24 protein-coding genes are annotated in these 26,670 nt (G+C 71.3%); 15 read left to right on the top strand and 9 right to left on the bottom strand.

Features of this window, described 5'->3' with window-relative positions; translation table 11 throughout:
• Positions 1-207: 207 nt before the first annotated feature.
• On the bottom strand, positions 208-1,833 hold the full coding sequence (locus AWZ10_RS19335) for an MFS transporter (protein ID WP_046706273.1): 1,626 nt from the start codon (positions 1,831-1,833) through the stop codon (positions 208-210).
• 100 nt (positions 1,834-1,933) lie between these two features.
• On the opposite strand from AWZ10_RS19335, the gene AWZ10_RS19330 reads away from it, so the two are divergent.
• The 3 genes from AWZ10_RS19330 to AWZ10_RS19320 all read left to right on the top strand — a co-directional run bounded on the left by AWZ10_RS19330 (position 1,934) and on the right by AWZ10_RS19320 (position 4,854).
• Entirely contained in the window at positions 1,934-2,590 is a 657-nt protein-coding gene (locus AWZ10_RS19330; protein WP_046706274.1) for a TetR family transcriptional regulator, read from the top strand.
• 125 nt (positions 2,591-2,715) lie between these two features.
• Complete coding sequence (locus tag AWZ10_RS19325; protein ID WP_046706275.1) at positions 2,716-3,924, top strand: alpha/beta hydrolase; 1,209 nt, start codon at positions 2,716-2,718, stop codon at positions 3,922-3,924.
• Positions 3,925-3,999: 75 nt separating this feature from the next.
• On the top strand, positions 4,000-4,854 hold the full coding sequence (locus AWZ10_RS19320; protein ID WP_060891674.1) for a DUF4429 domain-containing protein: 855 nt from the start codon (positions 4,000-4,002) through the stop codon (positions 4,852-4,854).
• 205 nt (positions 4,855-5,059) lie between these two features.
• Here the strand turns inward: AWZ10_RS19320 and AWZ10_RS19315 are convergent, their stop codons facing one another.
• Together AWZ10_RS19315 and AWZ10_RS19310 are read right to left on the bottom strand one after the other, a co-directional pair.
• Positions 5,060-6,073, bottom strand: a complete 1,014-nt coding sequence (locus AWZ10_RS19315) for an aldo/keto reductase (RefSeq protein WP_046706277.1) — start codon at positions 6,071-6,073, stop codon at positions 5,060-5,062.
• Complete coding sequence (locus tag AWZ10_RS19310; protein ID WP_046706278.1) at positions 6,070-6,555, bottom strand: MerR family transcriptional regulator; 486 nt, start codon at positions 6,553-6,555, stop codon at positions 6,070-6,072. Before AWZ10_RS19310 ends, AWZ10_RS19315 begins: the two co-directional genes overlap by 4 nt.
• A gap of 96 nt (positions 6,556-6,651) precedes the next feature.
• Between AWZ10_RS19310 and AWZ10_RS19305 the strand changes: the two genes are divergently transcribed.
• The 3 genes from AWZ10_RS19305 to AWZ10_RS19295 all read left to right on the top strand — a co-directional run bounded on the left by AWZ10_RS19305 (position 6,652) and on the right by AWZ10_RS19295 (position 9,992).
• Entirely contained in the window at positions 6,652-7,128 is a 477-nt protein-coding gene (locus AWZ10_RS19305) for a GNAT family N-acetyltransferase (RefSeq protein WP_060891673.1), read from the top strand.
• A gap of 19 nt (positions 7,129-7,147) precedes the next feature.
• Positions 7,148-7,975 carry a serine hydrolase domain-containing protein gene (locus AWZ10_RS19300; protein WP_060891672.1) on the top strand — a complete coding sequence of 276 codons (828 nt, stop codon included), beginning with the start codon at positions 7,148-7,150 and terminating at the stop codon, positions 7,973-7,975.
• A gap of 124 nt (positions 7,976-8,099) precedes the next feature.
• Positions 8,100-9,992 carry a serine/threonine-protein kinase gene (locus AWZ10_RS19295; protein ID WP_060891671.1) on the top strand — a complete coding sequence of 631 codons (1,893 nt, stop codon included), beginning with the start codon at positions 8,100-8,102 and terminating at the stop codon, positions 9,990-9,992.
• A gap of 7 nt (positions 9,993-9,999) precedes the next feature.
• On the opposite strand, the gene AWZ10_RS19290 is transcribed toward AWZ10_RS19295, so the two are convergent.
• Positions 10,000-10,659, bottom strand: coding sequence for a pirin family protein (locus tag AWZ10_RS19290; protein ID WP_107084679.1), 660 nt, complete (start codon positions 10,657-10,659; stop codon positions 10,000-10,002).
• 176 nt (positions 10,660-10,835) lie between these two features.
• Between AWZ10_RS19290 and fasR the strand changes: the two genes are divergently transcribed.
• The 5 genes from fasR to fabF all read left to right on the top strand — a co-directional run bounded on the left by fasR (position 10,836) and on the right by fabF (position 15,817).
• Positions 10,836-12,038 carry a fatty acid biosynthesis transcriptional regulator FasR gene (gene fasR / locus AWZ10_RS19285; protein WP_046709036.1) on the top strand — a complete coding sequence of 401 codons (1,203 nt, stop codon included), beginning with the start codon at positions 10,836-10,838 and terminating at the stop codon, positions 12,036-12,038.
• Between the two features lie 89 nt (positions 12,039-12,127).
• The gene (locus AWZ10_RS19280) at positions 12,128-13,042 is read left to right on the top strand and encodes an ACP S-malonyltransferase (RefSeq protein ID WP_046709037.1); all 915 of its coding nucleotides are present in this window, start codon (positions 12,128-12,130) and stop codon (positions 13,040-13,042) included.
• A gap of 13 nt (positions 13,043-13,055) precedes the next feature.
• Positions 13,056-14,087, top strand: coding sequence for a ketoacyl-ACP synthase III (locus tag AWZ10_RS19275; RefSeq protein WP_046709038.1), 1,032 nt, complete (start codon positions 13,056-13,058; stop codon positions 14,085-14,087).
• A gap of 112 nt (positions 14,088-14,199) precedes the next feature.
• A complete protein-coding gene (locus tag AWZ10_RS19270; RefSeq protein WP_037704453.1) occupies positions 14,200-14,448 on the top strand; it encodes an acyl carrier protein in 249 nt (82 codons plus the stop codon).
• Positions 14,449-14,545: 97 nt separating this feature from the next.
• Positions 14,546-15,817 carry a beta-ketoacyl-ACP synthase II gene (gene fabF, locus AWZ10_RS19265; RefSeq protein ID WP_060891670.1) on the top strand — a complete coding sequence of 424 codons (1,272 nt, stop codon included), beginning with the start codon at positions 14,546-14,548 and terminating at the stop codon, positions 15,815-15,817.
• Between the two features lie 136 nt (positions 15,818-15,953).
• Here fabF and AWZ10_RS19260 read toward each other — a convergent pair whose 3' ends face one another.
• Complete coding sequence (locus AWZ10_RS19260; protein WP_046709039.1) at positions 15,954-16,448, bottom strand: DUF3145 domain-containing protein; 495 nt, start codon at positions 16,446-16,448, stop codon at positions 15,954-15,956.
• A gap of 354 nt (positions 16,449-16,802) precedes the next feature.
• Here AWZ10_RS19260 and AWZ10_RS19255 point away from each other — a divergent pair, with 354 nt between their 5' ends.
• Both AWZ10_RS19255 and AWZ10_RS19250 read left to right on the top strand, forming a co-directional pair.
• Entirely contained in the window at positions 16,803-17,708 is a 906-nt protein-coding gene (locus AWZ10_RS19255) for an SGNH/GDSL hydrolase family protein (RefSeq protein WP_060891669.1), read from the top strand.
• Positions 17,709-17,741: 33 nt separating this feature from the next.
• Positions 17,742-18,731: an aldose epimerase family protein gene (locus tag AWZ10_RS19250; protein WP_060891668.1), complete on the top strand. Its 990-nt coding sequence runs from the start codon at positions 17,742-17,744 to the stop codon at positions 18,729-18,731.
• 95 nt (positions 18,732-18,826) lie between these two features.
• On the opposite strand, the gene AWZ10_RS19245 is transcribed toward AWZ10_RS19250, so the two are convergent.
• Complete coding sequence (locus tag AWZ10_RS19245; RefSeq protein WP_060891667.1) at positions 18,827-21,295, bottom strand: beta-glucosidase; 2,469 nt, start codon at positions 21,293-21,295, stop codon at positions 18,827-18,829.
• A gap of 112 nt (positions 21,296-21,407) precedes the next feature.
• Here AWZ10_RS19245 and AWZ10_RS19240 point away from each other — a divergent pair, with 112 nt between their 5' ends.
• Together AWZ10_RS19240 and AWZ10_RS19235 are read left to right on the top strand one after the other, a co-directional pair.
• A complete protein-coding gene (locus tag AWZ10_RS19240; protein ID WP_060891666.1) occupies positions 21,408-22,025 on the top strand; it encodes a TetR/AcrR family transcriptional regulator in 618 nt (205 codons plus the stop codon).
• Between the two features lie 338 nt (positions 22,026-22,363).
• Positions 22,364-23,608 (top strand): pyroglutamyl-peptidase I, encoded by a 1,245-nt coding sequence (locus AWZ10_RS19235; protein WP_060891677.1) that lies wholly within the window; start codon positions 22,364-22,366, stop codon positions 23,606-23,608.
• Between the two features lie 128 nt (positions 23,609-23,736).
• Here AWZ10_RS19235 and AWZ10_RS19230 read toward each other — a convergent pair whose 3' ends face one another.
• The 3 genes from AWZ10_RS19230 to AWZ10_RS19220 form a co-directional block, all read right to left on the bottom strand.
• Positions 23,737-24,561, bottom strand: coding sequence for an EI24 domain-containing protein (locus tag AWZ10_RS19230; RefSeq protein ID WP_046705781.1), 825 nt, complete (start codon positions 24,559-24,561; stop codon positions 23,737-23,739).
• Positions 24,562-24,737: 176 nt separating this feature from the next.
• Positions 24,738-25,967 carry a GDSL-type esterase/lipase family protein gene (locus tag AWZ10_RS19225; RefSeq protein ID WP_060891665.1) on the bottom strand — a complete coding sequence of 410 codons (1,230 nt, stop codon included), beginning with the start codon at positions 25,965-25,967 and terminating at the stop codon, positions 24,738-24,740.
• A gap of 63 nt (positions 25,968-26,030) precedes the next feature.
• On the bottom strand, positions 26,031-26,609 hold the full coding sequence (locus AWZ10_RS19220; RefSeq protein ID WP_046705782.1) for a TetR/AcrR family transcriptional regulator: 579 nt from the start codon (positions 26,607-26,609) through the stop codon (positions 26,031-26,033).
• Positions 26,610-26,670 lie beyond the last annotated feature (61 nt).

Here is a 26,670-nt window from a genome sequence, read left to right as displayed (position 1 = left end):
AGAGTCGGCGGAACTGTCTGCGCGCGCCGCCCCCCTCCGGCAGCGCGCCGCAGACCCCCGGGTCGCTCCGCCGCCAACGACCATGCCGTGCGGAGGACTTGACCCACTGTCACCTGCGGCGCGTACCGGGTGGAAGCGATCTTCAGCGTTGCCACCCTGATAGGCGAATCCGGGCGGAAACCCGCGCGCGAGGCGGCCGCGGAGCTGTCAGATGTGCGCCGCTCCGGCACCCGCCTCCACGTTCTCGCCGCGCTTGGTCAGGAACGCCACGAGGACGGCGATCGCCGCCACACCGGCGGCGACGAGGGACGCCAGGCTCATGCCGGACATGAACGTGTCGTGCGCGACCGTGGCGATCTTCGCGGCGATCTCCGGCGGGGTGCCCTCGGCGACCGGGGGGACACCGACCTGGACGGCCTCGGAGGCCTGGCCGAGCTGGGCCTCGGTGAGCGGCGGGAGCCCGGCGTCCGTCCAGTTGCCCGGCAGGTCACCGTCGACCTTGGAGGCCATCACCGCACCCAGCACGGCCGTACCGAGGCTGCCGCCGATCTGCATCGCGGCCTGCTGGAGGCCGCCGGCGACACCGGACAGCTCCAGGGGCGCGTTGCCGACGATGACCTCGGTGGCGCCGACCATGACCGGGGCGAGGCCGAGACCGAGGAGCGCGAACCAGAGGGACATCACGGCGCTGCCGGTGTCGGTCTCCAGCGTCGACATGCCGTACATGGCGATCGCGGTGAGAGCCATGCCGCCGGCCAGCGGGATGCGCGGTCCGGCCTTGGTGATGATCGCGCCCGCCAGCGGCGAGCCGACGATCATCATGCCGGTGAGCGGGAGAAGGTGCAGACCCGCGTCGATGGGGCTCATCCCGTGCACGTTCTGGAGGTAGAAGGTCACGAAGAACAGGCCGCCCATGAAGGCGATGGCCATCAGGACCATCAGGACGACACCAGCGGACAGGGGGACGGAACGGAAGAGGCCCAGCGGGATCAGCGGCTCCTTGACCTTCGTCTCCCAGAGGGCGAAGAAGCCGAAGCCGGCGACGGACGCGACGACGAAGGTCCACGTCAGGCCGTCGCCCCAACCCCACGTGGGGGCCTTGATGAGCGCCCAGACCAGGCAGAACATGGCCCCGGACAACAGGGCTATGCCCAGGATGTCGAAGGAGCGCGGGGCGTTCTCGGCACGGTGGTCCAGCAGGATCCAGGCGCCCAGCGCCACGGCGAGGACGCCGACGGGGACGTTGATCCAGAACACCGACTGCCAGCTGACGTTCTCCACGAGGAAGCCGCCGAGGATCGGGCCGCCCGCGGTGGAGGCGCCGATGACCATGCCCCAGATGCCGATCGCCATGTTCAGCTTCTCGGCGGGGAAGGTGGCACGGAGCAGGCCGAGTGCGGCCGGCATCAGCAGCGCGCCGAACAGGCCCTGGAATACCCGGAAGACCACGACGAAGGCGACCGAGTCGGACAGGCCGATGGCTCCGGAGGCGGCGGCGAAGCCGACCACGCCGATGAGGAAGGTCTGGCGGTGGCCGAAGCGGTCGCCCAGCTTGCCCGCGGTGATGAGCGTGACCGCCAGCGCGAGGAAGTACGCGTTGGTGATCCACTGGACCTCGGCGAAACTCGCCTTCAGGTCGTCCGCGATGACCGGGTTGGCGATCGCCACGATGGTGCCGTCGAGGGCGACCATCATCACGCCGACGGCCACGGTGAGGAGGGTGAACCAGGGATGGCCGCGCAGGCCCCGGCCCTGGTTCGTCGTCGGGTCCGACGGGACGACTGGCGCCTTGTCCCCCGGTCCCGTCTTGTCGACAGTGGTCTGACTAGTCATACGCGCGAGACTAATGACAGTCACTGACAGTTGACAAACCAGTTCACAAGTCGGTAACTGTCACGTCACTCGCCGCAGGGGCGGGTGGAGACGAGGGTTCATGGAGACGGCGGCGACGACGGCTCAGGAGCGGCCGGGACTGCGCGAGCGGAAGAAGCAGCGCACGCACGACGCGCTGCTGCGCGCCGCCCTGGAGCTGTTCACGAGCCAGGGGTACGAGGCGACGACGGTCGACGAGATCGCCGAGGCCGTCGACGTCTCGCAGCGCACCTTCTTCCGTTACTTCGCGGGCAAGGAGGAGGCCGCGCTCGCGGTGGTGGGCCTCACCCAGGAACACTTCCTGGCAGCCGTGCGCGCCCGGCCGGCGCACGAGGCGCCGCTGGAGGCGATGCGCAACGCCGTCCTGGAGGGCTGGGACGCCATCGGCGAGGCCGTCGACCAGGTCGTTCCCGTCGACCTCCATCTGCGCGCCTACGGCATGATCGAGTCGACGCCCGCGCTGCTGGCCGCGCATCTGCGCCGCTCGGACGAGGTGGCGCGGGAGATCGAGCGGATCATCGCCGAGCGCGAGGGGCTCGACGTGGACACCGACCCCCGGCCGCGGGTGGCGGTGGCCCTCTTCGGCGGGGTGATGCGGGTGACCGAACGCATGTGGGCCCTGGGCGGCGACCTCAGCAAGGACGCGATGCGCGAACTGACCGCCGCGCATCTGGACGCCGTACGGCCGACGTTGGCCGAAAAGTGGCGCACTGGCTGAAAGACGTAGGGAACGGCATCATCGGGACCTTCTCGGCGCACCGCGCGGAACGGGGCGTGATCGAAACGTGATCCCTCTCACTTGGTTAACGCGAGACCCTTCCGTTCTCTTAGTGTGTCCTTTCAGTGACTTCCTTCGACTCCTCCCCGCAACTGAACGTCTGGCGCGCACTACTGGCGCTGGCCGTGGTTTTCGTGATGCTGGCGACCACCGGCTGGACCGCGATCCGCAGCCATCGCGAGGAGTCGCCGCTGCAGGCGTCGCTCTCCTCGTGGCAGCGCGGACACCTCGACGGCCGCGAACTGCCGGACGCCGAATCGTCCCCGCATCGCCTGGCCGCCTTCTTCGCCTCGCTCACCGCGTACCAGCGCACCAGGCTCGCCCACCGGTATCCGCTCGCCGTCGGCAACATGAACGGCGCCCCCGTCGAGCTGCGCTACCGGGCCAACCGCATCGCGCTGAAGCAACAGAGCGATCTTGAACAGGAACGCATGCACGACCAGCGGCTCTCCGAGACCGGCCGGTACGAGGCCGGCCGCCGGATGCACCGCCTCGACATGCTCGCCGTGAGGAAGCGGCACATCCTCGCCTTCAGCCCCGAGGGCAACGGCCGGGTCGCCGAGGTCTTCGGCAGCCTCGACAAGGCGGAGCGCGTCTCGGTCGTCGTCCCCGGCGTCGACACCAACGTCATCAACTTCCAGCGCACCAACCGCCGGTACTCCGCGCCCGTCGGCATGGCCGAAGCGCTCTACGAGGCCGAGCGTTCGGCGAGCCCCGGGACGCGTACGGCCGTGATCGCCTGGGCCGACTACACCGCGCCCACCGGCCTCGGCCTCGACTCGGCCACCGCGCTCCGCGCCGAACAGGGCTCGGTCCGGCTGAACGCGCTGGTGCGGAGCCTGCCCGGCGGTTCCACCGTCGCGCTGGTGTGCCACAGCTACGGCTCGGTGGTGTGCGGGGTGGCCGCACCCTCGCTGCCGTCGCGGGTCACCGACATCGCGGTCGCGGGCAGCCCCGGCATGCGCGCCGAGACGGTCGGACAGCTGCGTACCCCGGCCCGGGTGTGGGCCATGCGGGACGCCGACGACTGGATCCAGGACGTGCCGTACCTGGAGGTCGGCGGGCTCGGCCACGGGGCCGACCCGGTCTCCTCGGAGTTCGGGGCGCGCATCCTGTCGGCGGCCGACGCCCAAGGGCACAGCGGCTATTTCGAGCCGGGTACCGAAAGCCTGTACAACTTCGCCGAAATCGGCATCGGCGCCTATGAGTCGGTGCACTGTGCCCGGAAGGACGACGCGTGCCTTGCGGGTCTGTCCGACAGCACTGCGGCCTGACGCGCGTAGAGGAGGGTAAAAGTGCGGTTCGCCACGGTCGGGACTTCCCCGCGTCGCACGCATACGATGAGCCGCATGGGTGACGTACTGGCCGGATTTCATGCCGCCTGGGAGTTCGAGTCCGACTCCGTGCTCATCCGCTTCGAACGGGGGATTCGCACGCCGAAGCTCTTCCAGGCGCTCGGTGAGCGACGCATCCCCCTGGAGGCGATCGCGGGGGTGACACTGACACCCGGTAAGCGGGGCACCGTCGTACTGCGCGCCGTGCCGCGACCGGGCGCCGATCCGCTGATGGAGGCGGCGGCGGACCAGCTCAAGGAGGGCTCCGACCCGTACCGGCTGGTGCTGCCGGCCGAGCGGGAGACGCTCGCGGAGTACTACGCCGACGAACTGCGGGCCCGGTTGACCGAGTCGGGGCCCGCCGATCGTTTCCTGGTGGCGGCGCCGGAAGTGCCGTTGCACTTCAAGGCGTACGACGGGAAGGCCTCCTTCGACGGGCGGTCCGTGTCGTTCCGGTGGTTCTGGACGGGGGCGTCGTCGGCGAAGTGGAAGGCCGGGGACCAGAGTTTCCCGGTCGCTGCGCTGAGCGGGGTCGAGTGGCGCTCGCCGGAGGTCTTCGAGGGGTATCTGCGATTGCTGCGACGTGATGACTCCAGTGAGCAGCCGCCGCAACCCGACCACGATCCCGCCGCCGTCGTGTTCGGGCTGGGGTACGGGCCGGTGCACGAGTCGTTGCCGTTCGCCGCGGCCGTGTTGGCGGCGGTTCGCTCCGCGGGGCCCGCGGCTGTGGCTGCGGTCGAGGCCGGGCCTCGGCGGGATCCGGCCGACATCGCCGACCGGATCCGGCATCTTGGGGAGTTGCACGAGGCGGGGCTGGTGACGGACGAGGAGTTCAGTGTGAAGAAGGCGGAGCTGTTGGCCGAGTTGTAGCCACTCGCCGTTCGGGGATCGTGTCGTTGCCGGATACGGATACGGGTGCGGGTGCGTCGTGGCTTGTCGCGCAGTTCCCCGCGCCCCTAAAAGCAAGAGCCCTCGCCGCCCCTGGCTGAACAGTTCGCCTCGCCCCGTCTGATGGCTGAACAGCTCGCCTCGCCCTGACCGAACACTTCGCCTCGCCCCGTCTGAAAGCTCCGCCCTACTCCCTTCCTGCCGACGTGAAGCGCATGTCCGCGTAGCGGTCGCCCGCCACCTGTGCCGCTATCGGTTCCAGCAGGGCCAGGTCGTCCTCGGTCAGGGCGATCCTCGTGGCCGCCGCGTTCTCCTCCACCCTGCCGGGCTTGCGGGTGCCCGGAATGGGGACCACCGGGAGGTTGTGCAGGGAGGCCTGTTGCTGGACCCAGGCCAGGGCGATCTGGCCCGGGGTGGCGTCGTGGGTCTCGGCGACCTTGCGGACGGGGTCGAGGAGGGTCGCGTTGGCGGTGGCGTTGTCGCCGGTGAAGCGGGGCTGTTGGCGGCGGAAGTCGTCGGCGGTGAGGTCCTCGGCCTTGGCGAAGGAGCCGGTGAGGAAACCTCGGCCGAGGGGGGAGTAGGCGACGAGGGTGATGCCGAGATCGCGGGCGGTGGGGACGACGTTCGCCTCGATGTCCCGGCTGAAGAGGGACCACTCGGACTGCAGGGCGGCGATGGGGTGCACGGCGTGGGCCGCGCGGAGTTCGGCGGCCGTGACCTCGCTGAGGCCCAGCTGCTTGACCTTGCCCTCGCGGACCAGGTCGGCCATGACGCCGACGCTCTCCTCGATGGGGACGCTCACGTCACGGCGGTGCATGTAGTAGAGGTCGATCACGTCGACGTCGAGGCGGCGCAGGCTCCCCTCGACGGACTCGCGGATGTACGCCGCGTCGTTGCGGATGATCCGCTTGGTCGGGTCGTCGGGGTCGACCGCCAGACCGAACTTGGTGGCGATGACGACGTCGTCGCGGTGCGCCTTGAAGAAGGGGGAGAGGAACCTCTCGTTCTCCCCGGCACCGTACGCGTGCGCCGTGTCGTAGAGCGTGACGCCCAGTTCCAGCGCGCGATCCAGGGTGGCCCTGGACTCCGCCGCGTCCGAGGGGCCGTACGCGAAGCTCATGCCCATACAGCCGAGGCCCTGTACACCGACCTGAGGTCCGTCGGTGCCCAGCCGTGCCTTCGCGATCCTGCCGTCCGTCATGAGGCCCTCTCCGACGCCAGGGCCTGCCCGGCGTCAGCATAGAAGTTGATCTTGCGGTCGAGTACGTTCAGGGTGTCCTGGAGCTCGGCGATCCGGGACAGGACGTCCTGCCGGGTCGCCTTGAGCAGTTCGAAGCGCTCGGAGTAGGTGTGGTCGCCCTCGCGCACCAGTTCCGCGTACCGGACCATGTCGGCGACCGGCATGCCGGTCAGCCGGAGCTTGCCGACGAGGTCGAGCCAGTCGAGGTCGCGGTTGCGGTAGCGGCGCTGGCCGGTGTGGGAGCGGTCGATGTGCGGCATCAGTCCGATCCGCTCGTACCAGCGCAGCGTGTGCGCCGTCAGACCGGTGAGGTCGACGACCTCGCTGATCGTGTACCTGTCCTGCCCGTCCGGCCGCCGAGGCTTCAGCGGTGGACCGGCGCAACCCTCGGTACCGGCGGCACTCGTGGCACTCGTCGTACTCGTGGTCTCCATCACCGTCATGACCCCCACGCTAAAACCCTGGAGTGCGCTCCAAGCAAGCGAATACGGTGAGAAAACACGAGGACGTGACGTGATCCCGCTGGTTAGCGTGCGGGCATGAATCCTGTACGACGTGCCACGGCCGCGGACGCGGCGGAAGTGCTCCGGCTGCGCCAGGTGATGATCGACTCGATGTCGCCCCCGGGAGCGGGTGGTCCGACCGACTGGCACACCGAGTCCCTGCCCACGCTGCGCCGCCGACTCGCCGGTTCCGACGGGGAGTTCGCGGCGTTCGTCGTCGACCGTCCGGAGCGGCCGGGCACGCTCGCCGCGCTGGTGGTGGGAACCATCGACTACCGGATCGGGCGGGCCGGCAATCCGCGTGGCGGGGTCGGGCACGTCTTCAGCGTGGCCACCGACCCGGACTGCCGGCGCCGGGGCTACGCCCGCGCCTGCATGGAGGCCCTGGTCGACTGGTTCCGGGAGTGCGGCGCCGGATACGTCCACCTCACCGCTTCCCCCGACGCCGAGCCGCTGTACGCGTCGATGGGCTTCCTGCGCAGGCCCGACCCCTTGATGCAGCTGGACCTCTGAGCCGCTTAGGCTCGTGCGCATGTCTCTGCAGAGCTTCGCGTTGATCGAGAACTGGCCGGTTCCCACGGCCGCCGCGGCCGTCGTACGGGCGGACGGAACCGTCCTCGGGACCCACGGTCCGCTCGGGCGGCGGTTCGCGCTGGCCTCGGTCACCAAGCCGCTCGCCGCGTACGCCGCGCTGGTCGCGTACGAGGAGGGGGCGATCGAGCTGGACGAGGCGGCGGGCCCGGCGGGGTCGACCGTGCGGCATCTGCTGGCGCACACCTCGGGGCTGGCCTTCGACGAGCACCGGGTGACGGCGGCTCCCGGGGAGCGGCGGCTGTACTCCAACGCCGGGTTCGAGGCGCTCGGGGACCATGTGGCCAAGGCGGCGGACATCCCGTTCGCGGAGTACGCGCGGCAGGCGGTGCTGGAACCGCTGGGGATGACGTCCACCTCCCTCGACGGTTCCCCCGCGAAGGACGGCGTCTCGACCGTCGACGACCTGGTGCGGTTCGCCGCCGAGGTGCAGGCACCCCGGCTGCTGGACCTGCGGACCGTCGCGGAGGCGATGACCGTGCAGTACCCGGGCACGAAGGGCGTCCTGCCGGGCTACGGGCACCAGAACCCCAACGACTGGGGGCTCGGCTTCGAGATCCGGGACTCCAAGGCACCGCACTGGACGGGGACTTCGTCGTCACCGGGGACGTTCGGGCACTTCGGGCAGTCGGGCACCTTCCTGTGGATCGACCCCGTCGCCGGTGTGGCCTGTGTGGCGTTGACGGACCGGGCGTTCGGGCCGTGGGCGGTCGAGGCGTGGACGCCGTTCACGGACGCTGTGCTCGCCGAGGTCGGGAACGGTGTCTGATTCGTGAAGGAAGCGACAACTCTTCGACGGAAGGGGCGGGTGGCCGGTCCGAGCGGTCCCCGGCACCGATCCGTCGGCTAGCCTCCCCCGTGCACATCAGCCGCACAGCTTTCGGGGGAGCATCATGAGCGAGGTTCGCGCGGGCGGGCAGTTCCGGCCGTTGGAGGCCGGGGACCCGACGACCGTGGCGAGCTACCGGCTCGCGGCACGGCTCGGCTCCGGCGGCATGGGCACGGTCTATCTGTCGTACACGCCGGGCGGGCACCCGATCGCGCTGAAGACGATCCGGCCGGAGCTGAGCGAGGACCCCGAGTTCCGCCGCCGGTTCAAGCAGGAGGTACGGGCCGCCCAGCGCGTGCAGGGCCTCTACACCGCCCCCGTCCTCGACCTCGACACCGAGGGCGCGCAGCCCTGGCTGGCCACCGCCTACGTGCCCGGCCCGTCCCTGCACGCGGCGGTCGCCGAGCACGGCGCGCTGCCGCTGAACTCCGTCCTGCTGCTGCTCGCCTGGGTCGCGGAGGCACTGTCGGTCATCCACGGCGCGGGCATCGTCCACCGCGACCTGAAGCCCTCCAACGTGCTGCTCGCCGCCGACGGGCCCCGGGTCATCGACTTCGGCATCGCGCGCGCCGCCGACGCCACCGCCCTGACCGGCACCGGCGTGTCCATCGGCACCCCGGCCTTCATGTCGCCGGAGCAGGCGGCCGGGAAGCCGGTCACGCCCGCGTCGGACATCTTCGCGCTCGGCCAGGTGGCCGCGTTCGCGGCGCGCGGGTCCGGCGCGTACGGCGACGGCCCCTCGCACGCCGTGCTGTACCGGATCGTCCACGAGGAGCCCGACCTGAGCGGCCTCGCCGACGAACTCCGGTTCATCGAGCGCTGCCTGGCCAAGGACCCGGCCGACCGCCCCTCCCCCGCCGAGGTCGTCGCCCTCTGCCAGGAGGCCTCGCCCACCCCGCTGGTGCAGTCGGGCTCCTGGCTGCCGGAGGCGATCGGCGCCGACATCACCCGGCGGGTCTCGGCGTCGGCGGACCTGCTGGCCGCGCGGAACAGGGCCGCGGAGGCCGCCACCTCGGCGACCCAGGCCCCGCCGGCCACCGCCCCGGTGACCCAGCTGAGTTCGCCGTCCGTGGACCACGGCGCGCAGACGATGCACGCGGCCCCGACGATGCACTCCGGGCCGTCCACCCCGCCCCCGCCGGGCCCGGCGGGCCCGCCGTCGACGCCGTACCACCCGCAGTCGGGGCCGCACACCGTGCCGACCGGGCACCAGGCGCCGTACCCGCAGCCGGGGGTCTGGCAGCAGCCGTACCCGCAGGGCCATCCTCAAGGACATCCGCAGGGACATCCGCAGGGGCATCCGCAGGGCCACCCTCGCCCGATGCCCGTCCCGCCGCGCCGCAGCAACGTCGGCAAGTGGATCGGGATCGGCGTCGCGGCGGTGTTCGGCCTGGGGCTGCTCGGGAGCTGCGCGTCGCTCGTGAAGGGCCTCACGGATTCGTCGAGCGGCTCGTCGAGCAGCTCCTCCGGCGGTACGTCGACGGGTTCGGGCGGTGGTTCCGCCGAGTCCTCCGAGTCCAAGCCGAAGGCCGACCCCGAGCCGGTCACCTTCAAGGGCGTCAACATCCCCGGCAACTACTACGTGCGCTTCGCGGACTCCCCGCCCAAGCCCCTCGACAGTGAGCTGGGCGTGTCGTACGAGGACGACGGGGACTTCTACTACTACTCGGACAGCCTGTTCGGGGAGAAGAAGCTGGGCAGCAGCAGCGACAAGCTCGTCCTGCTGAACAACGCCCAGAAGGGGTCCCTCGAAACCTGCCGGAACGAGACCCGGTACACGGACTCCGTCAAGCTCGGCCAGGTCTCCAAGGGCTCCCAGATGTGCGTGCGCACCAACTCCGGCCACATGGGCCTGGTCACCTTCCAGGGCGCGGCGGCGAGCGGCGACCCCAGCGACTACGTGTCGGTGGACATCACGGTGTGGCGCAACGCGGAGGAGCCGACCACCGAGAACTGACGGGCCGTCACTCGCCGAGCTCCCAGACCAGCACCTCGGCCGGGGCGGAGACGGCGACCAGCTCCAGCCCCTTCTCCCCCTCGGCCCGCACGGAGTCCCCGGGCTCCAGCCCGTGCGGCCCGAGCCGCACGGCACCCCGTACGACGTGCACGTACGCCCGCGCCGCGTCCGGCACCGCGGTCCGCTCCCCCGCCGTGCCCAGCCGCCGGACGTGCAGCACGGCGCCCGCCTCGGGAACGGCGTACGGGGTGGAGTCGGCGATGCCGTGGACGATCTCGTACGCGGGGTCGCCGCCCGGGTCCTGCGGGGCCAGCCACATCTGTACGAAGGTGAGCGGCACGGAGCCGTCGTTGCGCTCGACGTGCCGTACCCCGCCCGCCGAGCTGAGCCGCTGGACGTCGCCGGGGCGGACGGCCGTCTCGTGGCCGGTGGTGTCGCGGTGGGTCAGTTCGCCCTCGACGACCCAGGTGACGATCTCGGTATGGCTGTGCGGGTGCTCGTCGAACCCGGCACCGGGAGCGAGCCGCTCCTCGTTGCAGGCGATCACCGCGCCGAAGCGGAGATTGTCGGGGTCGTAGTGCGAGCCGAACGAGAAGGCGTGCAGGGAGGCGATCCCGGCCTCCGGATCACCACCGGGGTAGCGCGCACCGGCGCGCCGCAGCTCCATCACGCACCCACGGTATCCCCGGCCCGAGCGCCGGGCACCGGCCGGCACCGTCCAGCCCGAAAGCGGGGCCCGGGGGCGGCAGCCCCTGGCAGACACGCACCCCCCGGCAGACGAACGCACCTGCGGCCCACACACCCACGGCGCAAGCGAGCGCAGCGATAAGGCAGTCTTGTCCCGTGCCCGAACCCGAAACCAGCAGGCCCGCATCCGTACCGCCCGTCCACCCGCACATCGCGACACTGAAGCGGCTGGAGAAGTCGTCCGGGAGCCTCGCCGCGCAGGCCATCGCGCGGATGGACGAGACGCTGCCCTGGTACCGGGCGATGCCGCCCGAGAACCGGTCGTGGATCGGACTGGTCGCCCAGGCCGGTATCGCCGCGTTCACGGAGTGGTTCCGGCATCCCGACGCCCCGCAGGCCATCTCGACGGACGTGTTCGGGACCGCGCCGCGTGAACTGACCCGGGCGATCACGCTCCGGCAGACCGTGGAGATGGTGCGCACGACCATCGAGGTCATGGAGTCCGCCATCGACGAGGTGGCCGCGCCCGGCGACGAGAGCGTGCTCCGCGAGGCCCTGCTCGTCTACGCGCGGGAGATCGCCTTCGCCACCGCGCAGGTGTACGCGCAGGCAGCCGAGGCACGCGGCGCCTGGGACGCCCGTCTGGAGTCCCTGGTCGTGAACGCGGTGCTCAGCGGTGAGGCCGACGAGGGGGCGGTGAGCAGGGCCGCCGCGCTCGGCTGGAACTCGCCCGACCACGTCTGCGTGGTCCTCGGCACCGCCCCGGACGGCGACAGCGAGCTGACCGTGGAGGCCATCCGGCGCGCGGCCCGGCACGCCAAGCTGCAGGTGCTCACCGGTGTGCTGGGCGACCGGCTGGTGGTGATCGCCGGCGGCAGCAACGACCCGCTGCAGGTCGCGAAGTCGCTGATCGGGCCGTATGCGGCCGGTCCGGTGGTGGCCGGGCCGATCGTCCCCGACCTGCTGGCCGCGACCCGGTCGGCGCAGGCGGCTGCCGCGGGGCTCAAGGCCTGCACGGCGTGGCAGGACGCGCCCCGTCCCGTTGTGGCGGACGATCTGCTTCCGGAGCGCGCGATCGCGGGCGACCCCAGTGCGCGCGAGCAACTGGTGGAGGAGATCTACAGACCGCTGGAGGAGGCCGGCTCCGCTCTCCTGGAGACGCTCAGCGTCTATCTCGAACAGGCCTCAAGTCTTGAGGGCGCGGCCCGGATGCTGTTCGTCCACCCCAACACCGTGCGCTACCGGCTCCGACGTGTGACTGACGTCACCGGCTGGTCGCCCTCCGATGTACGCTCGGCCTTCACCTTGCGGATCGCGCTGATCCTGGGGCGTCTGGTCGATGGGGATCCCCAGCTCTAGGGTTTTGTCGAAGGGCTACAAAACCCCTACGTGTTCTTCGTCCCTGTCCCCACGGGCGGCTGGAGCCGTCCTCAAGAGAGAGTGTGAGAGTGCTCGTACTCGTCGCTCCCGGCCAGGGCGCCCAGACGCCCGGCTTCCTGACTCCTTGGCTCGACCTCCCCGGTGCCGCCGACCGTCTCGGCGCGTGGTCGGACGCCATCGGACTGGACCTCGCCCACTACGGCACCGAGGCCGACGCCGACGCGATCCGCGACACCGCCGTGGCCCAGCCGCTGCTCGTGGCAGCCGGACTGCTGTCCGCCGCCGCCCTGGGCGACGTAGTGCCCGGCGCCGTCGCCGGTCACAGCGTCGGCGAGATCACCGCCGCCGCGTTCGCCGGTGTCCTCGACGACACGGCCGCACTGACCCTCGTGCGCAAGCGGGGCCTGGCCATGGCCGAGGCCGCCGCGATCACCGGGACCGGTATGTCCGCGCTGCTCGGCGGCGACCCCGAGGTGACGATCCCGCACCTGGAGAAGCTGGGACTGACCCCGGCCAACGTGAACGGCGCGGGCCAGATCGTCGCCGCCGGCACCCTGGAGCAGCTGACCGCCCTGGAGGCCGACAAGCCCGAGGGCGTACGGCGCGTGGTCGCCCTCAAGGTCGCCGGCGCCTTTCACACGCACCACATGGCTCCCGCCGTGGACACCCTCGCCAAGGCTGCCGAGGAACTGTCGCCCGGGGACCCCACGGTCACCTATGTCTCGAACAAGGACGGGCAGGCCGTCGCCACCGGCGCCGAGGTGCTCTCCCGTCTCGTCGGTCAGGTCGCCAACCCGGTCCGCTGGGACCTGTGCATGGAGACCTTCAAGGAGCTGGGCGTGACCGCGCTCGTGGAGATGTGCCCCGGCGGCACGCTCACCGGTCTCGCCAAGCGTGCCCTGCCGGGCGTGGCCGCGGTCGCGCTCAAGACACCCGACGACCTCGACGCCGCTCGCGCGCTCATCGCCGAGCACCAGAATTAGGAGCCCTGGAGCCATGTCGAAGATCAGGCCGAGCAAGGGCGCCCCGTACGCACGCATCCTCGGCGTGGGCGGTTACCGCCCGGTCCGGGTGGTGCCCAATGACGTGATCCTGGAGAAGATCGACTCGTCCGACGAGTGGATCCGTTCCCGGTCGGGCATCGAGACCCGGCACTGGGCGAACGACGAGGAGACCGTCGCCGCCATGTCCGTCGAGGCGTCCGGCAAGGCGATCGCCGACGCCGGGATCTCCGCCGAGCAGATCGGCGCGGTCGTCGTCGCGACCGTCTCCCACTTCAGCCAGACCCCGGCCGTCGCCACCGAGATCGCCGACAAGCTCGGCACGGCCAAGGCCGCCGCCTTCGACATCTCGGCCGGCTGCGCGGGCTTCGGCTACGGCCTGACGCTCGCCAAGGGCATGGTCGTGGAGGGTTCGGCGGAGTACGTCCTCGTCATCGGCGTCGAGCGGCTGTCCGACCTGACCGACCTGGAGGACCGGGCCACGGCCTTCCTCTTCGGTGACGGCGCCGGCGCGGTCGTCGTCGGTCCCTCCCAGGAGCCGCACATCGGCCCGACGGTGTGGGGCTCCGAGGGCGACAAGTCCGGCACGATCAAGCAGACGGTCCCGTGGAACGAGTACCGGATCGGTGACCTCGAAAAGCTCCCGCTCGACAGCGAGGGCAATGTCAAGTTCCCCGCGATCACGCAGGAGGGCCAGGCGGTGTTCCGCTGGGCCGTGTTCGAGATGGCGAAGGTCGCCAAGGAGGCGCTGGACGCCGCCGGACTCTCCTCGGACGACCTGGACGTCTTCATTCCCCATCAGGCCAACGAGCGGATCATCGACTCGATGGTGAAGACACTCAAGCTGCCGGAGCACGTCACGGTCGCGCGTGACGTGCGCACCACCGGCAACACCTCGGCCGCCTCGATCCCGCTCGCGATGGAGCGGCTCCTGGCGACCGGTGAGGCGAAGAGCGGCGACACCGCGCTCGTCATCGGCTTCGGGGCGGGTCTCGTGTACGCCGCGACGGTCGTTACCCTCCCCTAGGCACTCGCTGCCGGATCCTGTGGTCCGGCGCGGGACATGCACAACCTGCCGCTGACGCGGCGGGCCGCCCCACCCTCTGAAAACCTCTGAAAACTACGAAGGAGCGCCTCACATGGCCGCCACCCAGGAAGAGATCGTCGCCGGTCTCGCCGACATCGTGAACGAGATCGCCGGCATCCCGGTCGAGGACGTCCAGCTGGACAAGTCCTTCACCGACGACCTGGACGTCGACTCCCTGTCCATGGTCGAGGTCGTCGTCGCCGCCGAAGAGCGCTTCGACGTCAAGATCCCGGACGACGACGTCAAGAACCTCAAGACGGTCGGCGACGCGACCGACTACATCCTGAAGAACCAGGCCTGATCCGCGGATCGGGTTCGGACCGGTCCTGACCGGCCCGTTTGCCCCGCCACCCGGCGGTGGCGCCGCTGAATCCTCGTAACCGTTGGAGAAAATTCCCGTGAGCTCGACCAATCGCACCGTGGTCGTCACCGGTATCGGCGCAACCACACCGCTGGGTGGCGACGCGACTTCCACCTGGGAGGGGCTGATCGCCGGCAAGTCCGGTGTCCGTCCCCTGGAGCAGGAGTGGGCCGCCGACCAGGCGGTCCGTATCGCAGCGCAGATCGCCGTGGAGCCGTCCGAGGTCATTCCCCGGCCGCAGGCCCGCCGTCTGGACCGCTCGGCGCAGTTCGCGCTGATCGCGGCCAAGGAGGCGTGGGCCGACGCCGGTTACACGGAGACCTCGGCCGACGAGGGCGCCGTCGACGCGGACCGCGTCGGCGCGGTCATCGCCTCCGGGATCGGCGGTGTGACGACGCTGCTCGACCAGTACGACGTGCTGAAGGAGAAGGGCGTACGCCGCGTCTCCCCGCACACCGTGCCCATGCTGATGCCCAACGGCCCGTCCGCCAACGTCGGTCTGTACGTCGGCGCGCGTGCCGGTGTGCACACCCCGGTCTCCGCCTGCGCGTCGGGCGCCGAGGCCATCGGCTACGCCATCGAGATGATCCGCACCGGCCGCGCCGACGTCGTGATCGCCGGTGGCACCGAGGCCGCCATCCACCCGCTGCCGATCGCCGCGTTCGGCAACATGATGGCGATGTCCAAGAACAACGAGGACCCGCAGGGCGCCTCCCGTCCGTACGACACCGGCCGTGACGGCTTCGTCCTCGGCGAGGGTGCCGGTGTCGTCGTCCTGGAGTCGGCCGAGCACGCGGCGGCGCGGGGTGCCCGGGTCTACGCCGAGGCCGTGGGCCAGGGCATCTCCGCCGACGGCCACGACATCGTGCAGCCGGAGCCGGAGGGGCGGGGCATCGCCCAGGCCCTGAAGCACCTGCTGGAGAACACCGATCTGGACCCGGCGGAGATCGTGCACGTCAACGCGCACGGGACGTCGACGCCGGCCGGTGACATCGCCGAACTGAAGGCGCTGCGCAAGGTGTTCGGCGACGACACCGACCACTTCGCGGTGTCCGCGACGAAGTCCATGACCGGGCATCTGCTCGGCGGTGCCGGTGGGGTCGAGACGGTGGCGACGGTGCTCGCGCTGTACCACCGGGTGGCTCCGCCGACGATCAATGTGAACGACCTCGACCCGGAGGCCGAGGCCAACGCGGACATCGTGCGCGGTGAGGCCCGCAAGCTGCCGGTCGAGGGTCGTATCGCTGCCCTCAACGACTCTTTCGGGTTCGGTGGGCACAACGTGGTGCTGGCGTTCAGGAGCGTGTGAGTTCTGCCCTGGCCGTACTGAACGGCGTGTGGCCCGGATCCCTCTTCAGGGGTTCGGGCCACAGCTGTCTGTGCCGTCGGGTGCGGGTGGGACGGGGCTGGTCGCGCAGTTCCCCGCGCCCCTTTCGGGGCGCTCCTCAGACCACCTGGTGCAGCCAGCGGACCGGGGCGCCCTCTCCCGCGTATCTGAAGGGCTCCAGCTCGTCGTCCCAGGGCTTGCCGAGGAGTTTGGCGATGTCGGCTTCGAGGTCGGTCTCGCCGCTCCGGGAGCGGGTGAGGGCGGCTCGGAGGCGGTCCTCGGGGATGAGGATGTCGCCGTGGATGCCGGTGACGGCGTGGAAGATCCCGAGGTCGGGGGTGCAGCTGTAGCGCTCGCCCTCGGCGGTGGCGCAGGGCTCGGCGGTGACCTCGAAGCGGATCAGGTGCCAGCCGCGCAGCGCGGACGCGAGCTTGGAGGCGGTACCGGCCTGGCCCTGCCAGGAGAACTCGGAGCGCCAGGTGCCCGGGGCGGCCGGCTGCCGGATCCAGTCGAGGTTCACGCGTGTCCCGAGAACACCGGCGACGGCCCACTCGACGTGCGGGCACAGCGCACGCGGCGCGGAGTGCACGTACAGGACTCCACGTGTCGTCACCGGGGCCTCCACAGAGCAGGACAGTTTGCGATTCGACGGATCGGCGGTGGCGGAGCGGCCACGTGGCGAGGCTACCGTGCGGCAGGGCAAGGAGTGTGACGTACCGTCGGAGCCAACGCCGGGAAGCAGCGGTGTTTCACCCGGCGGGACGCGTGCCGGACCCCCGGCCGGGGGTCCGGGGCCTCTCTCCCGGGAAGACACAGCCACCCGAGGGGACGCTGTGCGGTACGGAACAGTTGCACCTCGCGCCGCATCGTTCTCGCCACCGTTCTCATCGGCCTGCTGTGTCGGGAACTCGCGCGCGTTGTCATGGGTGGGAACTTGCACGCGCAGGACCGACGAGGGGACCAGGGGATGCGGAAGCGACGCCACCGTTCGAGGGCGGTGTTCGGCGCGGCCTTGGCGGCACTCCTGCTGGCCGTGACCGGCTGTGACGCCACCGGTGGTGACTCCCCCGGCCCCGAGGGGACGGGAGCGAGGGCCAAGCCCTCCCCCTCGCCCACCCCCACTCCCGCCTGGGACAGCACCCCCGAGTCGCTGGCCGCCGTCGGCGACTCCATCACCCGTGGCTTCGACGCGTGCCAGGTGCTCTCCGACTGCCCCGAGGTGTCCTGGGCGACCGGCAGCGACGCCTCGGTCGACAGTCTCGCCGTACGGCTGCTGGGCGCGGCCGGAGCGGCACAGCGAAGCTGGAACTACGCGGTGACCGGGGCCCGGATGGCCGACCTGCCGAGCCAGGTGGCGCGCGCGGTGCCCCGTAAGCCGGAGCTGGTCACGGTGATGATCGGCGCGAACGACGCGTGCCGGGCGACCGCCGCCGACATGACCCCGCTCGCCGACTTCCGCGCCGACTTCGAGGACGCGATGGCGACCCTGCGGGACAGCCTGCCCAAGGCCCAGGTGTTCGTGGCGAGCGTGCCGGACCTGAAGCGGCTGTGGTCCGAGGGCCGTACGAACCCGGTCGGCAAGCAGGTCTGGAAGCTGGGCATCTGCCCGTCCATGCTGGCCGACCCCGACCTCCTCACCACGGCGGCCGGCCAGCGGCGCGACGCCGTCCAGGACCGGGTGGAGGCGTACAACGACGTCCTGCGCGAGGTGTGCGCCGAGGACCGCTACTGCCGGTACGACGGGGACGCCGTCTTCGACTACCGCTTCGGGCAGACCCAGCTCAGCCAGTGGGACTGGTTCCATCCGAGCGTGGACGGGCAGGCCCGGCTGGCGGAGATCGCGTACCGGATCATCAGCAGGAAGGGCGCGTGACCTGGGTTTCTGCCGTGACCTAGGGTTTCGCTCATGAGTGAACTTTTCGGCACAGTTTCCGACGGCACGCCCGTTCACCGCTGGACGCTGGAGCGGGGCGGCACCCGGGTGCGGATCCTGACGTACGGCGGGATCGTGCAGTCGGTGGAGGTTCCGGACCGCCACGGCCGGTCGGCGGACGTGGTGCTGGGGTTCGCCGACCTCGACGGGTATCTCCGCCATCAGGGGCCGTTCTTCGGGGCACTCATCGGCCGGTACGCCAACCGGATCGCCGGGGGACGGTTCACCCTCGACGGGCGGGCGTACGAGCTGGCGTGCAACAACCCGCCCAACTCACTGCACGGTGGACCGCTCGGCTACGACAAGCGGGTGTGGAAGGCGGAGGCCGTCGAGGGCGCGGCCGGGGTACGGCTGTCGCGGGTGAGTCCGGACGGGGAGGAGGGCTTTCCGGGGCGGCTGGAGGTCTCCGCGACGTACACGCTGGACGAGGACGGCGGTGCGCTGCGGATCGCCTACGAGGCGGTCACCGACGCGCCGACCGTCGTGAACCTCACCAACCACTCGTACTGGAATCTGGCGGGCGCCGGTGCCGGGAGCGCGGGTGGGCACGAGCTGCGGATCGCCGCGTCGCGGGTGACGCCGGTGGACGCGGATCTGATTCCGACGGGCGAACTGGCGGAGGTGGAGGGGACGCGGTTCGACTTCCGGGCGGCTCGGAAGGTGGGCGGTGGGTACGACCACAACTTCGTGCTCGACAAGGGGGTTACGGGGGAAGCGGAGGTGGTGGCCGAGCTGTGGGAGGCGAGGTCGGGACGGGTGTTGAGCGTGGCGACCACCGAGCCGGGGGTGCAGCTCTACACGGCGGACCATCTTGAGGCGCCCTTCGCGCCCGGGGACGGCGTCGCGCTGGAGACTCAGCACTTTCCTGACTCGCCCAACCGGCCGCAGTTTCCCAGTACTCAGCTGCGGCCGGGGGCCGTGTATCGGTCGGAGACGGTCTATGGGTTCGGGGCGCGTTCGTAGTCAAGTGCGTTCATGAACGGGCGCGTTCATGGTCGAGCGCGATGGGTGGGTGGGGGCGGGTCGCGCAGTTCCCCGCGCCCCTGGTGGAGTTGCGGCTACTCCCGGATCTCGATCGTTGCCGTCACACGGCGATCGGCGATCGAGCGGCCTGCCTCCACCTCGTACGCACCCCTCACCTGGACCCACGCGTCGGCCGCCTCGTCCCAGATTTCGAACGCTCGGCGCGGAAGTCGGACGACCGCCTCCTTCGTCTCCCCCGGGGCCGCCTCCACCGTCGTGAAGCCCGCCAGCCAGCGGGTGGGGCGGTTCTCGTCGGGGGCCGTGGGGGCCAGGTAGAGCTGGATGGTCTCGCGGCCCTTCCGCGTGCCCGTGTTGCGGACCCGTACCGTCGCCGTCGTGCCCGTGACGTCGAGGGACTCGTACGTCCAGTCGGTGTAGCCGAGGCCGTGGCCGAACGGGTACGCGGGGGTCGCGGGGTGCCTGTCCCAGGCCCGGTAGCCGATGAAGACGTCCTCGTCGTAGGGGAGTTCGCCGGCGGTCGGGACGACCTGGGTGACGGGCGCGTCCGGGAGCGAGCCCCAGGTGGTGGGGAGGCGGCCGCCGGGCTCGTGGGCGCCGGTGAGGACGTCGGCGAGAGCGGCGCCGCCCTCCTGGCCGGGGAACCAGGTGAGGAGGGCGGCGGCGACGTCCTCGCGCCACGGGAGTTCCACCGGGGAACCGGAGTTGACGACCACGACGGTGTCGGGGTTGGCGGCGGCCACGGCGCGGACCAGGTCGTCCTGACGGCCGGGGAGACGGAGGTCCTTGCGGTCGAAGCCCTCGGACTCGACGCGGTCGGTGGTGGCGACCACCACGACGGCCGTGTCGGCGGCGCGGGCGGCCTCGACGGCCTCGGCGATCAGGTCGTCCGGGTCGCGCTGCGGCTCCTGGTGGCAGAGCGAGAAGGCGATGACCTTGAAGAGGGCATCGGCGGGGAGTGCCGTGACGTGGGTGAGGGAGATCTCGGTGGGGGTGCCCGGCGTCAGTTCGACCTGAGCCCGGGGGACGGGGGCGCCGAAGAACGTCACGAAGGGGTCGTCCGTGTCGGTGGTCTGGACGTCGTCGAACCGGGTCGTGCCGTCGACGGTGAGGGTGAAGGCGCCGAGGCCCTTGATGCCGAAGGTGTGCGTGCCGGTCTCGCGCGGGGTGAAGGTGCCGGTCAGCTCGACGGTGTGCAGGGCGTCGTGGGTGACGCCGTCGGGGAGGTCCGAACCCATCCACTGGAGCTGCCCGTTGGGGGCGGAGCCGATGCCGAGGACCGTGCCGGTGGTGTCGCGGCAGACGGCTCGCAGGACGAAGCCCTTGTCGGCGACGGCGAGTTCCACGTTGGGGTCCGCGCCGACGGCGTACGTCAGCGTGCCTTCGGGGAGGGCGGCGGTGAGGCCGTCGAGGGGCGAGACGACGTGGGACGGGAAGACCGTGGCGGAGCCGCCGCCGAGTACGCGAGCGTCGCGGGCCGCGGCGCCGATGAGTGCGACCTTCGCGCCCGGCCTCAGGGGCAGGGCCGCCCGACCGTCCCGTACCTCGTTGCGGACCAGGACGAAGGCGCGGCGGGCGATCTCGCGGGCCAGGGCCTCGCCGTCGACCGGGGCGGGGAGTTCGGTGACCACCGGGTCGGCGCCCTCCAGGATGCCGACGCGGGCGGCCAGGCGCAGGACCCGGCGGACCGCCTCGTCGACCTCGGCCTGAGCGACCTCGCCGGCCCGGACTGCGGCCGCCAGGGGCTCACCGTAGACGGTGGCAGGGCCGGGCATGGCGACGTCGAGGCCGCCGGTGAGGGCGCCGGCCGTGGAGCGGGCGGCCATCCAGTCGGAGACGTTGAAGCCGTCGAAACCCCACTCGCCGCGCAGGACCTCGTTCACGAGGTAGCGGTGCTCGGTCATCGTGGTGCCGTTGACCGTGTTGTAGGCGGTCATGATGCCCCAGGGGTGGGCGTTCGCCACGATCGCCTCGAAGGGGGCCAGGTACAGCTCGCGCAGGGCACGTTCACCGACCAGGTTGTTCACCGTGAAGCGGTCGGTCTCGGCGTCGTTGGCCACGAAGTGCTTGACCGTGGTGCCGACTCCGCCGGACTGCACACCGGTCACATAGCCCGAACCGATCTCGCCCGTGAGGTACGGGTCCTCGCTGTACGCCTCGAAGTGGCGGCCGCCCAGCGGGGATCGGTGCAGGTTGACCGTGGGGGCGAGGAGGACGTGGACGCCCTTGCGGCGGGCTTCCTGGGCCAGCAACACACCTGCTCGGCGGGCGAGTTCGGGGTCCCAGGTGGCGGCGAGGGCGGTCGGGGAGGGCAGCGCGACGGACGGGTCGTCGACGGTCCAGCGCACCCCTCGTACGCCGATGGGGCCGTCGGACATCACCAGGGAGTCCAGGCCGATCTCGGGGAGCGCGGGCAGGGTCCACATGTCCTGGCCGGAGAGAAGCCTCGTCTTGGCGTCGAGGTCCAGCTCGGCCAGGGCCTTCTCCACGGCCGCTTCGCGCGTCTCGTCGGCCGGGGTCGGGTGTGTACCCGGGGTTGCCGCCATCGCGGTGCCTCCTCGTCGAGTCCGGTCTGTCTCCCCATCGTGCATCCATTGCCTGTAGAGTGGTAGGTTTCGTTATCCCGACGTTACATTCCCGCCCGTTCGGCGAGGTCGGATGACGTACCGTGACGGCATGAGCGGCACCAGCAGGACCAGGGGCGTCAGGGGTGAGGAACGGCGCGCGGAGATCGTGCTGGCCACCCTGGAGGTGATCGCCGAGCGCGGCTACCGGGGCGCGAGCATGGCCGCGATCGCCGAGCGCGTCGGGCTCACCCAGCAGGGACTGCTGCACTACTTCCCCACCAAGGACGCGCTGCTCGTCGCCGTCCTGGAGGAACGGGACCGGTGGGACGCCGTGCCCGACAGCGCGCTGCGGCTCGACCTGCTCGGCTCCCTCGTCGAGTACAACGCCATGCGGCCCGGCATCGTCCAGACCTTCTCCGCGCTGCTCGGCGAGAGCGTCACCGAGGGGCATCCCGCGCGGGGGTTCTTCACGGAGCGGTACGGGCGGGTGCGGGAGGCGCTGGTGGAGGTGCTGCGCGCCGAGTACGGCGACCGGTTGCCGAGCGGGCTGACGCCGGAGCGGGCGGCGCCACTGCTGGTGGCCGTGATGGACGGTCTGCAGTACCAGTGGTTGCTGGATCCGGGGGCCGTGGACATGCCGGGGGCGTTCCGGGACTTCCTGGCGTTGCTGGGCGAGGACGGCGGGGGGCGCGGGCCGGGGGCCGGTTGACGGAGACCGGTTGACGGAGACCGGGGAGGAGCCCGAGCGGAGGTCGAGGGGCGCCGGCCTGTGCCGACCGGGTGCCGTTGCGCCCACCCGTACCGCCCACCGGCACGGCTGCCCGCAGCCAGGGCGAGGGAACGACGGCAGCCACCTCCACCTTGGGGCGGCATGGCGTGCGCCCCTTCCGTCACGCGATACTGCCGCCGTCCGGAGCAACACCCCCACGGCACGACAGCTACGGAAGGACCCGTACTCCCTTGATATTCCTGACTCTTCCGGCTTCTCCGGCCTCCTCGAACTCCCCCCGCCCGGTCTCCCCGCGCGCTCGGCTCGGCAGGCCCGGCATCCGTGGGGCGGCCGTCGGGCTGGCGGCCCTGCTGGCGGGGCTCTGCACCCCGGCCACGGCCATGGCCTCGCCCACGCCCGTCGCCGCACCCACCGTCGAGGAACAGCGCCTCGACCGGGCCGTGCCTCAGGAGATCCTGCGGCGGTCCGGATTCGGCACCGTGACACCGGAGTTCGGGCGGGCGCTGGGCGGGGCGCGGTCGTACGCGCAGGCCGAGCGGATCGTCGTACGGCAGGGTGCGCGGTTGTGGACGCGGGCCGTGGACCGGGCGCAGGGGCGGGGGCCGGCGGGCGGTGATCTGAGCCGGGACGACGACCGCCCGTTGTACTGGGCGCGGTTGGGGATGACGCGCGAAGTACGGCGGTGGGAACCGGATTTCGAGCTGTCCGACCATCAGAGAGCCGTGCTGCTCGGCAAGTTGGAGCGGGCGTCGCGCGGGCAGGACTCCCTTCGGTATCCGCGGGGCGGCAAGGGTGTGAAGCGGATTCTCGTCACCGGGTTCGATCCGTTCACGCTGGACCGGGACGTGCGGATCTCCAACCCGTCCGGGGCCACGGCCCTCGCCCTCGACGGAACGGTGATCCGGACCGCCGACGGGCCCGCGCGCATCGAGACGGCCGTCTTCCCCGTCCGCTGGCAGGACTTCGCCGACGGCACGGTCGAGCGCACCCTCCGCCGGCAGTTGCCGCGCGTGGACCTCTTCGCGACCGTCAGCCAGGGCCGGGTGGGCCGTTTCGACGTCGAGCGGACCAACGGGGCCTGGCGCGGCGGCTTCGCCGACAACGACAACATCGGCCGCACCGGGACCGTCCCTGTGACCGATCCCGCCACCCAGCCCCAGTGGACGACCACGACCCTGCCGTACGCGGACATCGTCGCCGCGAACACCGGCCGCTTCCCTGTCTACGACAACACGAGCGTGACCGAGATCCCGGCGGGCGGCACGGCGGCGGTCGTACGGCCCGACGGGCCGACCCCGGGATCGACCGCGCGGGCCGGAGGCGGCGGCGACTACCTCTCCAACGAGATCGCCTACCGGGCGACGCTCCTGCGCGACCGGCTGGGGCTGGGCGCATCCCTGCCGGGCGGGCATGTGCACACGCCCGTCCTGCAGTTCGGCGCCGGCAACACGAACCCGGCGACCGGGACGGTGACCGATCCCGAGTTCGTACGGAACCGGCTGGACATCATCGCGCAGGTGCGGGCGATCGTGACCGTGGCGGTGAATGGCCCGGCCGCGTGACGGATCGGGCCACGGGCGGCATCCGTGTCGCCGCCGAGGACGCGCGAGCGGACGACCTGGGGGTCCTCCCACGCCCCTGAGGCAGAGGGACCGCCCCGGACCGTTCTAGGCGTGCCGGTGTCCGGGGTTCACGCGCCGACCTCGGGCTTGCGGAACATCTGGTTCGGGTGGCCGAGGGGGGCCCGGTTCCGCTCGTCCTCGTCGGTCGTCTCCTCGCCGAGCAGGTCGCGGGCCATGAGGGTGGCGCCCGCGACCGCGCCCGGCATCAGGAAGACGGCGACGAACGGCACCAGGAAGGAGAGGGCCAGCGGGGTGCCGAAGCCCCAGATCAGCATCTTGCGGGAGCGCAGGAGGGCGAGGCGGTCGCGGAGTTCGACGCGGCGGCGCTGGAGGGCGACGGCGGTCAGTTCCTCGGCGAGGAAGAACCCGGTCACGAAGAAGCCGATCACGGGGACGACCGTCTGGCCGATGAACGGGACGAAGCCGAGGCCGAAGAGCAGTACGGCCCACAGGAGCGCCCGCACGACGATACGCAGGCTGTCCCGGCCCGAGAGCCACAACTCCTGCCACAGCGGCAGGCCGGACTCCGGTGCGGAGCCGTCCGGTGAGACGTCCCGGTCGACCTTCTCCGAGAGGTTCTCGTAGAAGGGCTGGCCGATGAGGAGGGTCACGGCGGTGAACGTGACGACCGCGAGGGCCAGGGCGAGGGCGAACAGCACGACGGTGAGGAGGCCGCGGAAGAGGCCGAGCCAGGGGCTGGACCAGTCGTCCGCGAAGGGGGTGGCCCAGGTGACGAAGTCCGGGCCCCAGACGCCGAGGGCCACCAGGGCGCCGAGGTAGAGGACGAGTGTGATCAGGCCCGGGATCAGGCCGAAGCCGTACTGCTTCCCGTGCCTGGCCACCCAGCGTTGGCCCTGGACGAGGTACTGGAAACCCACCCCTAGATCGCGCATGGGACGCACTTTACCGAGGGGGATGAAGGGGGGCTTCGGCGGGAGCGTATGGGCGGTACATGCGGATCGTGGGTGACTGGTCGCGCGTACGCGGCGGAGCCGCGCATCGGTACAGCCCCGTGCCCCCTTTGGGTCCGCGCTCCCTTGGGTCCGCGCTCCCTTTGAGCCCGCGGCCCTCAGAGACCGAAGGCTCCGTCCGGCTTGAAGGCCAGCTCCGCGAAGCGTTCGCCTATGAGGCGGTGGGTCTCGGCGTCCGGGTGCAGGTCGTCCGGGAGTGGGAGCCTGTCGGCATCGCGCTCGCCGTAGAGGGCGAGGCCGTCGAGGTAGTGGAGGTTGGGGTCTTCGGGAGAGCGCTGGGCCACGACGGCCGCGAGTTCGTCGCGGATGACGCGGAGGGTCAGTTTTCCGGGGGTCGGGTCCTTCGGGTCGCCCATGGCCCGGAAGCGGAGGCGGCCCTCGGTGAGGCCGGTGAGGTCGGGGGCGCTGGGCCCGGGGGTGTCCTCGTGGATGGGGCAGAGGATCGGGGAGACCACGAGGAGGGGTGCGGTGGGGTGGCCGTCGCGGATCGTGTCGAGGAAGCCGTGGACGGCGGGGGTGAAGGCGCGCAGCCGCATCACGTCGTGGTTCACGAGATTGATGCCGATCTTGACGCTGATCAGGTCCGCGGGGGTGTCCCGCATGGCGCGGGCGGTGAAGGGGTCGGCGAGGGCGCTGCCGCCGAGGCCCAGGTTGATGAGTTCGACGCCTGCGACGGAGGCGGCGTGGGCGGGCCAGATGCCGGTGGGGCCCGCGGCGTCGGAGCCGTGGCTGATCGAGCTGCCGTGGTGCAGCCAGACCCTGCGGCCCGGATCCGGGGCGGGCTCGACGGGGGCGTCGGTGCGCAGGGCGAGAAGTTCGGTGGTCTCGTTGTGCGGGAGCCAGATCTCGATCGTCTTGAGGCCGGCGGGGAGGTCCGTGAAGGTCACGGTGCCGGGTGGGCCGGGTCGGTGCTCCGACGTTCCGGTGGTCATGTCGACGGTGACGGTGTTGCCGTCCGGCACGCTCGCGCGGGCGGTCAGGCGGCCGTCGACGAGGAGGTCGTACAGGCCGTCCGGGCGGGGCGGGGCGCCCACATAGATCCGCTTGGTGCGCAGGGCGTCCAGTTCGACGGCGGTCGCCCGGGTGCGCAGGACCAGGCGTACGCCGGAGGGCTGGGACTCGACCATGGCCAGCTGCGGATCGGCGCACTGGGCACGGGCCCGGGCCGGCAGCCGGTGCGGCAGCACACCGTGCTCGGTGCGCTCCAACTCCAGGGCGCCGCGCAGGAGGTCGGCGGTGATGGGGGTGGTGATCCAGTGAGGGTTCGTGGGGTCTGTGCGGTTCGGAGAGTCCGTGCGGTTCGTGGGGTCTGCGGGGTTCGTGGGCATGGCTCAACCTGACGATCGGTGGGGTGGATTGTCCGGCGGTGAGTGGCGTGGGCCGCCCGGTGGTCAACCGGGTGGAGGGGCCGGCCAGTTGCGCAGCAGGGCGTCGAGGGCGTCCAGGATGCGGTCCCAGCTCTCCTGCGCGTCGGGGGCGCTGTGGCTGAAGCCGCCGGCCGACTCCAGGCTGACGTAGCCGTGGAAGACGCTGCCCAGGAGCCGGACGGCGTGGGTCTGGTCCGGCTCGGTCAGGTCGTAGCCGCGCAGGATCGCCCTGGTCATCTGCGAGTGTCTGCCGCCCGCGCCGGCCGCGGCCGTCCGGGGGTCCAGTCTCAGCTGGGCCGCCGCGTAACGGCCGGGGTGTGCGCGGGCGTAGTCGCGGTACACGTTCCCCAGCGCCGCCAACGCGTCCTTCCCGGCCCGTCCGGCGAGCGCGGCTGTCCCCCGGTCGGCCAGCTCTTCCAGGGCGAGCAGGGCGATCCGGGTCTTGAGGTCCTGGGAGTTCCGCAGATGCGAGTACAGGCTCGCGACCTTGACGTCGAATCGCCGTGCCAGCTCGGAGACGGTCACCTCGTCGAAGCCGATCTCGTCGGCCAGCTCCGCGCCCGCCCGGGCGAGGCGTTCCGGGGTGAGTCCTACGCGCGCCATGGCCGTCCTTTCACTCGACGAGATCGATTATGCGATTGCCTAAATATTTTAGGCAAGAGGC

It is taken from the genome of Streptomyces europaeiscabiei (assembly GCF_001550375.1).
Lineage (GTDB): Bacteria > Actinomycetota > Actinomycetes > Streptomycetales > Streptomycetaceae > Streptomyces > Streptomyces europaeiscabiei.
Note: the sequence above shows the minus strand (reverse complement) of the source record. Positions and strands in the feature narration are given on the sequence as shown.

Excerpts from the sequence above, each read along its gene's own strand:
- AWZ10_RS19335 (WP_046706273.1), bottom strand. The coding sequence starts at position 1,833 with ATGACTAGTCAGACCACTGTCGACAAGACGGGACCGGGGGACAAGGCG.
- AWZ10_RS19330 (WP_046706274.1), top strand. The coding sequence starts at position 1,934 with ATGGAGACGGCGGCGACGACGGCTCAGGAGCGGCCGGGACTGCGCGAG.
- AWZ10_RS19320 (WP_060891674.1), top strand. The coding sequence starts at position 4,000 with ATGGGTGACGTACTGGCCGGATTTCATGCCGCCTGGGAGTTCGAGTCC.
- AWZ10_RS19315 (WP_046706277.1), bottom strand. The coding sequence starts at position 6,073 with ATGACGGACGGCAGGATCGCGAAGGCACGGCTGGGCACCGACGGACCT.
- AWZ10_RS19310 (WP_046706278.1), bottom strand. The coding sequence starts at position 6,555 with ATGACGGTGATGGAGACCACGAGTACGACGAGTGCCACGAGTGCCGCC.
- AWZ10_RS19305 (WP_060891673.1), top strand. The coding sequence starts at position 6,652 with ATGAATCCTGTACGACGTGCCACGGCCGCGGACGCGGCGGAAGTGCTC.
- AWZ10_RS19300 (WP_060891672.1), top strand. The coding sequence starts at position 7,148 with ATGTCTCTGCAGAGCTTCGCGTTGATCGAGAACTGGCCGGTTCCCACG.
- AWZ10_RS19295 (WP_060891671.1), top strand. The coding sequence starts at position 8,100 with ATGAGCGAGGTTCGCGCGGGCGGGCAGTTCCGGCCGTTGGAGGCCGGG.
- AWZ10_RS19290 (WP_107084679.1), bottom strand. The coding sequence starts at position 10,659 with ATGGAGCTGCGGCGCGCCGGTGCGCGCTACCCCGGTGGTGATCCGGAG.
- AWZ10_RS19275 (WP_046709038.1), top strand. The coding sequence starts at position 13,056 with ATGTCGAAGATCAGGCCGAGCAAGGGCGCCCCGTACGCACGCATCCTC.
- AWZ10_RS19270 (WP_037704453.1), top strand. The coding sequence starts at position 14,200 with ATGGCCGCCACCCAGGAAGAGATCGTCGCCGGTCTCGCCGACATCGTG.
- AWZ10_RS19255 (WP_060891669.1), top strand. The coding sequence starts at position 16,803 with ATGCGGAAGCGACGCCACCGTTCGAGGGCGGTGTTCGGCGCGGCCTTG.
- AWZ10_RS19250 (WP_060891668.1), top strand. The coding sequence starts at position 17,742 with ATGAGTGAACTTTTCGGCACAGTTTCCGACGGCACGCCCGTTCACCGC.
- AWZ10_RS19245 (WP_060891667.1), bottom strand. The coding sequence starts at position 21,295 with ATGGCGGCAACCCCGGGTACACACCCGACCCCGGCCGACGAGACGCGC.
- AWZ10_RS19240 (WP_060891666.1), top strand. The coding sequence starts at position 21,408 with ATGACGTACCGTGACGGCATGAGCGGCACCAGCAGGACCAGGGGCGTC.
- AWZ10_RS19230 (WP_046705781.1), bottom strand. The coding sequence starts at position 24,561 with ATGCGCGATCTAGGGGTGGGTTTCCAGTACCTCGTCCAGGGCCAACGC.
- AWZ10_RS19225 (WP_060891665.1), bottom strand. The coding sequence starts at position 25,967 with ATGCCCACGAACCCCGCAGACCCCACGAACCGCACGGACTCTCCGAAC.
- AWZ10_RS19220 (WP_046705782.1), bottom strand. The coding sequence starts at position 26,609 with ATGGCGCGCGTAGGACTCACCCCGGAACGCCTCGCCCGGGCGGGCGCG.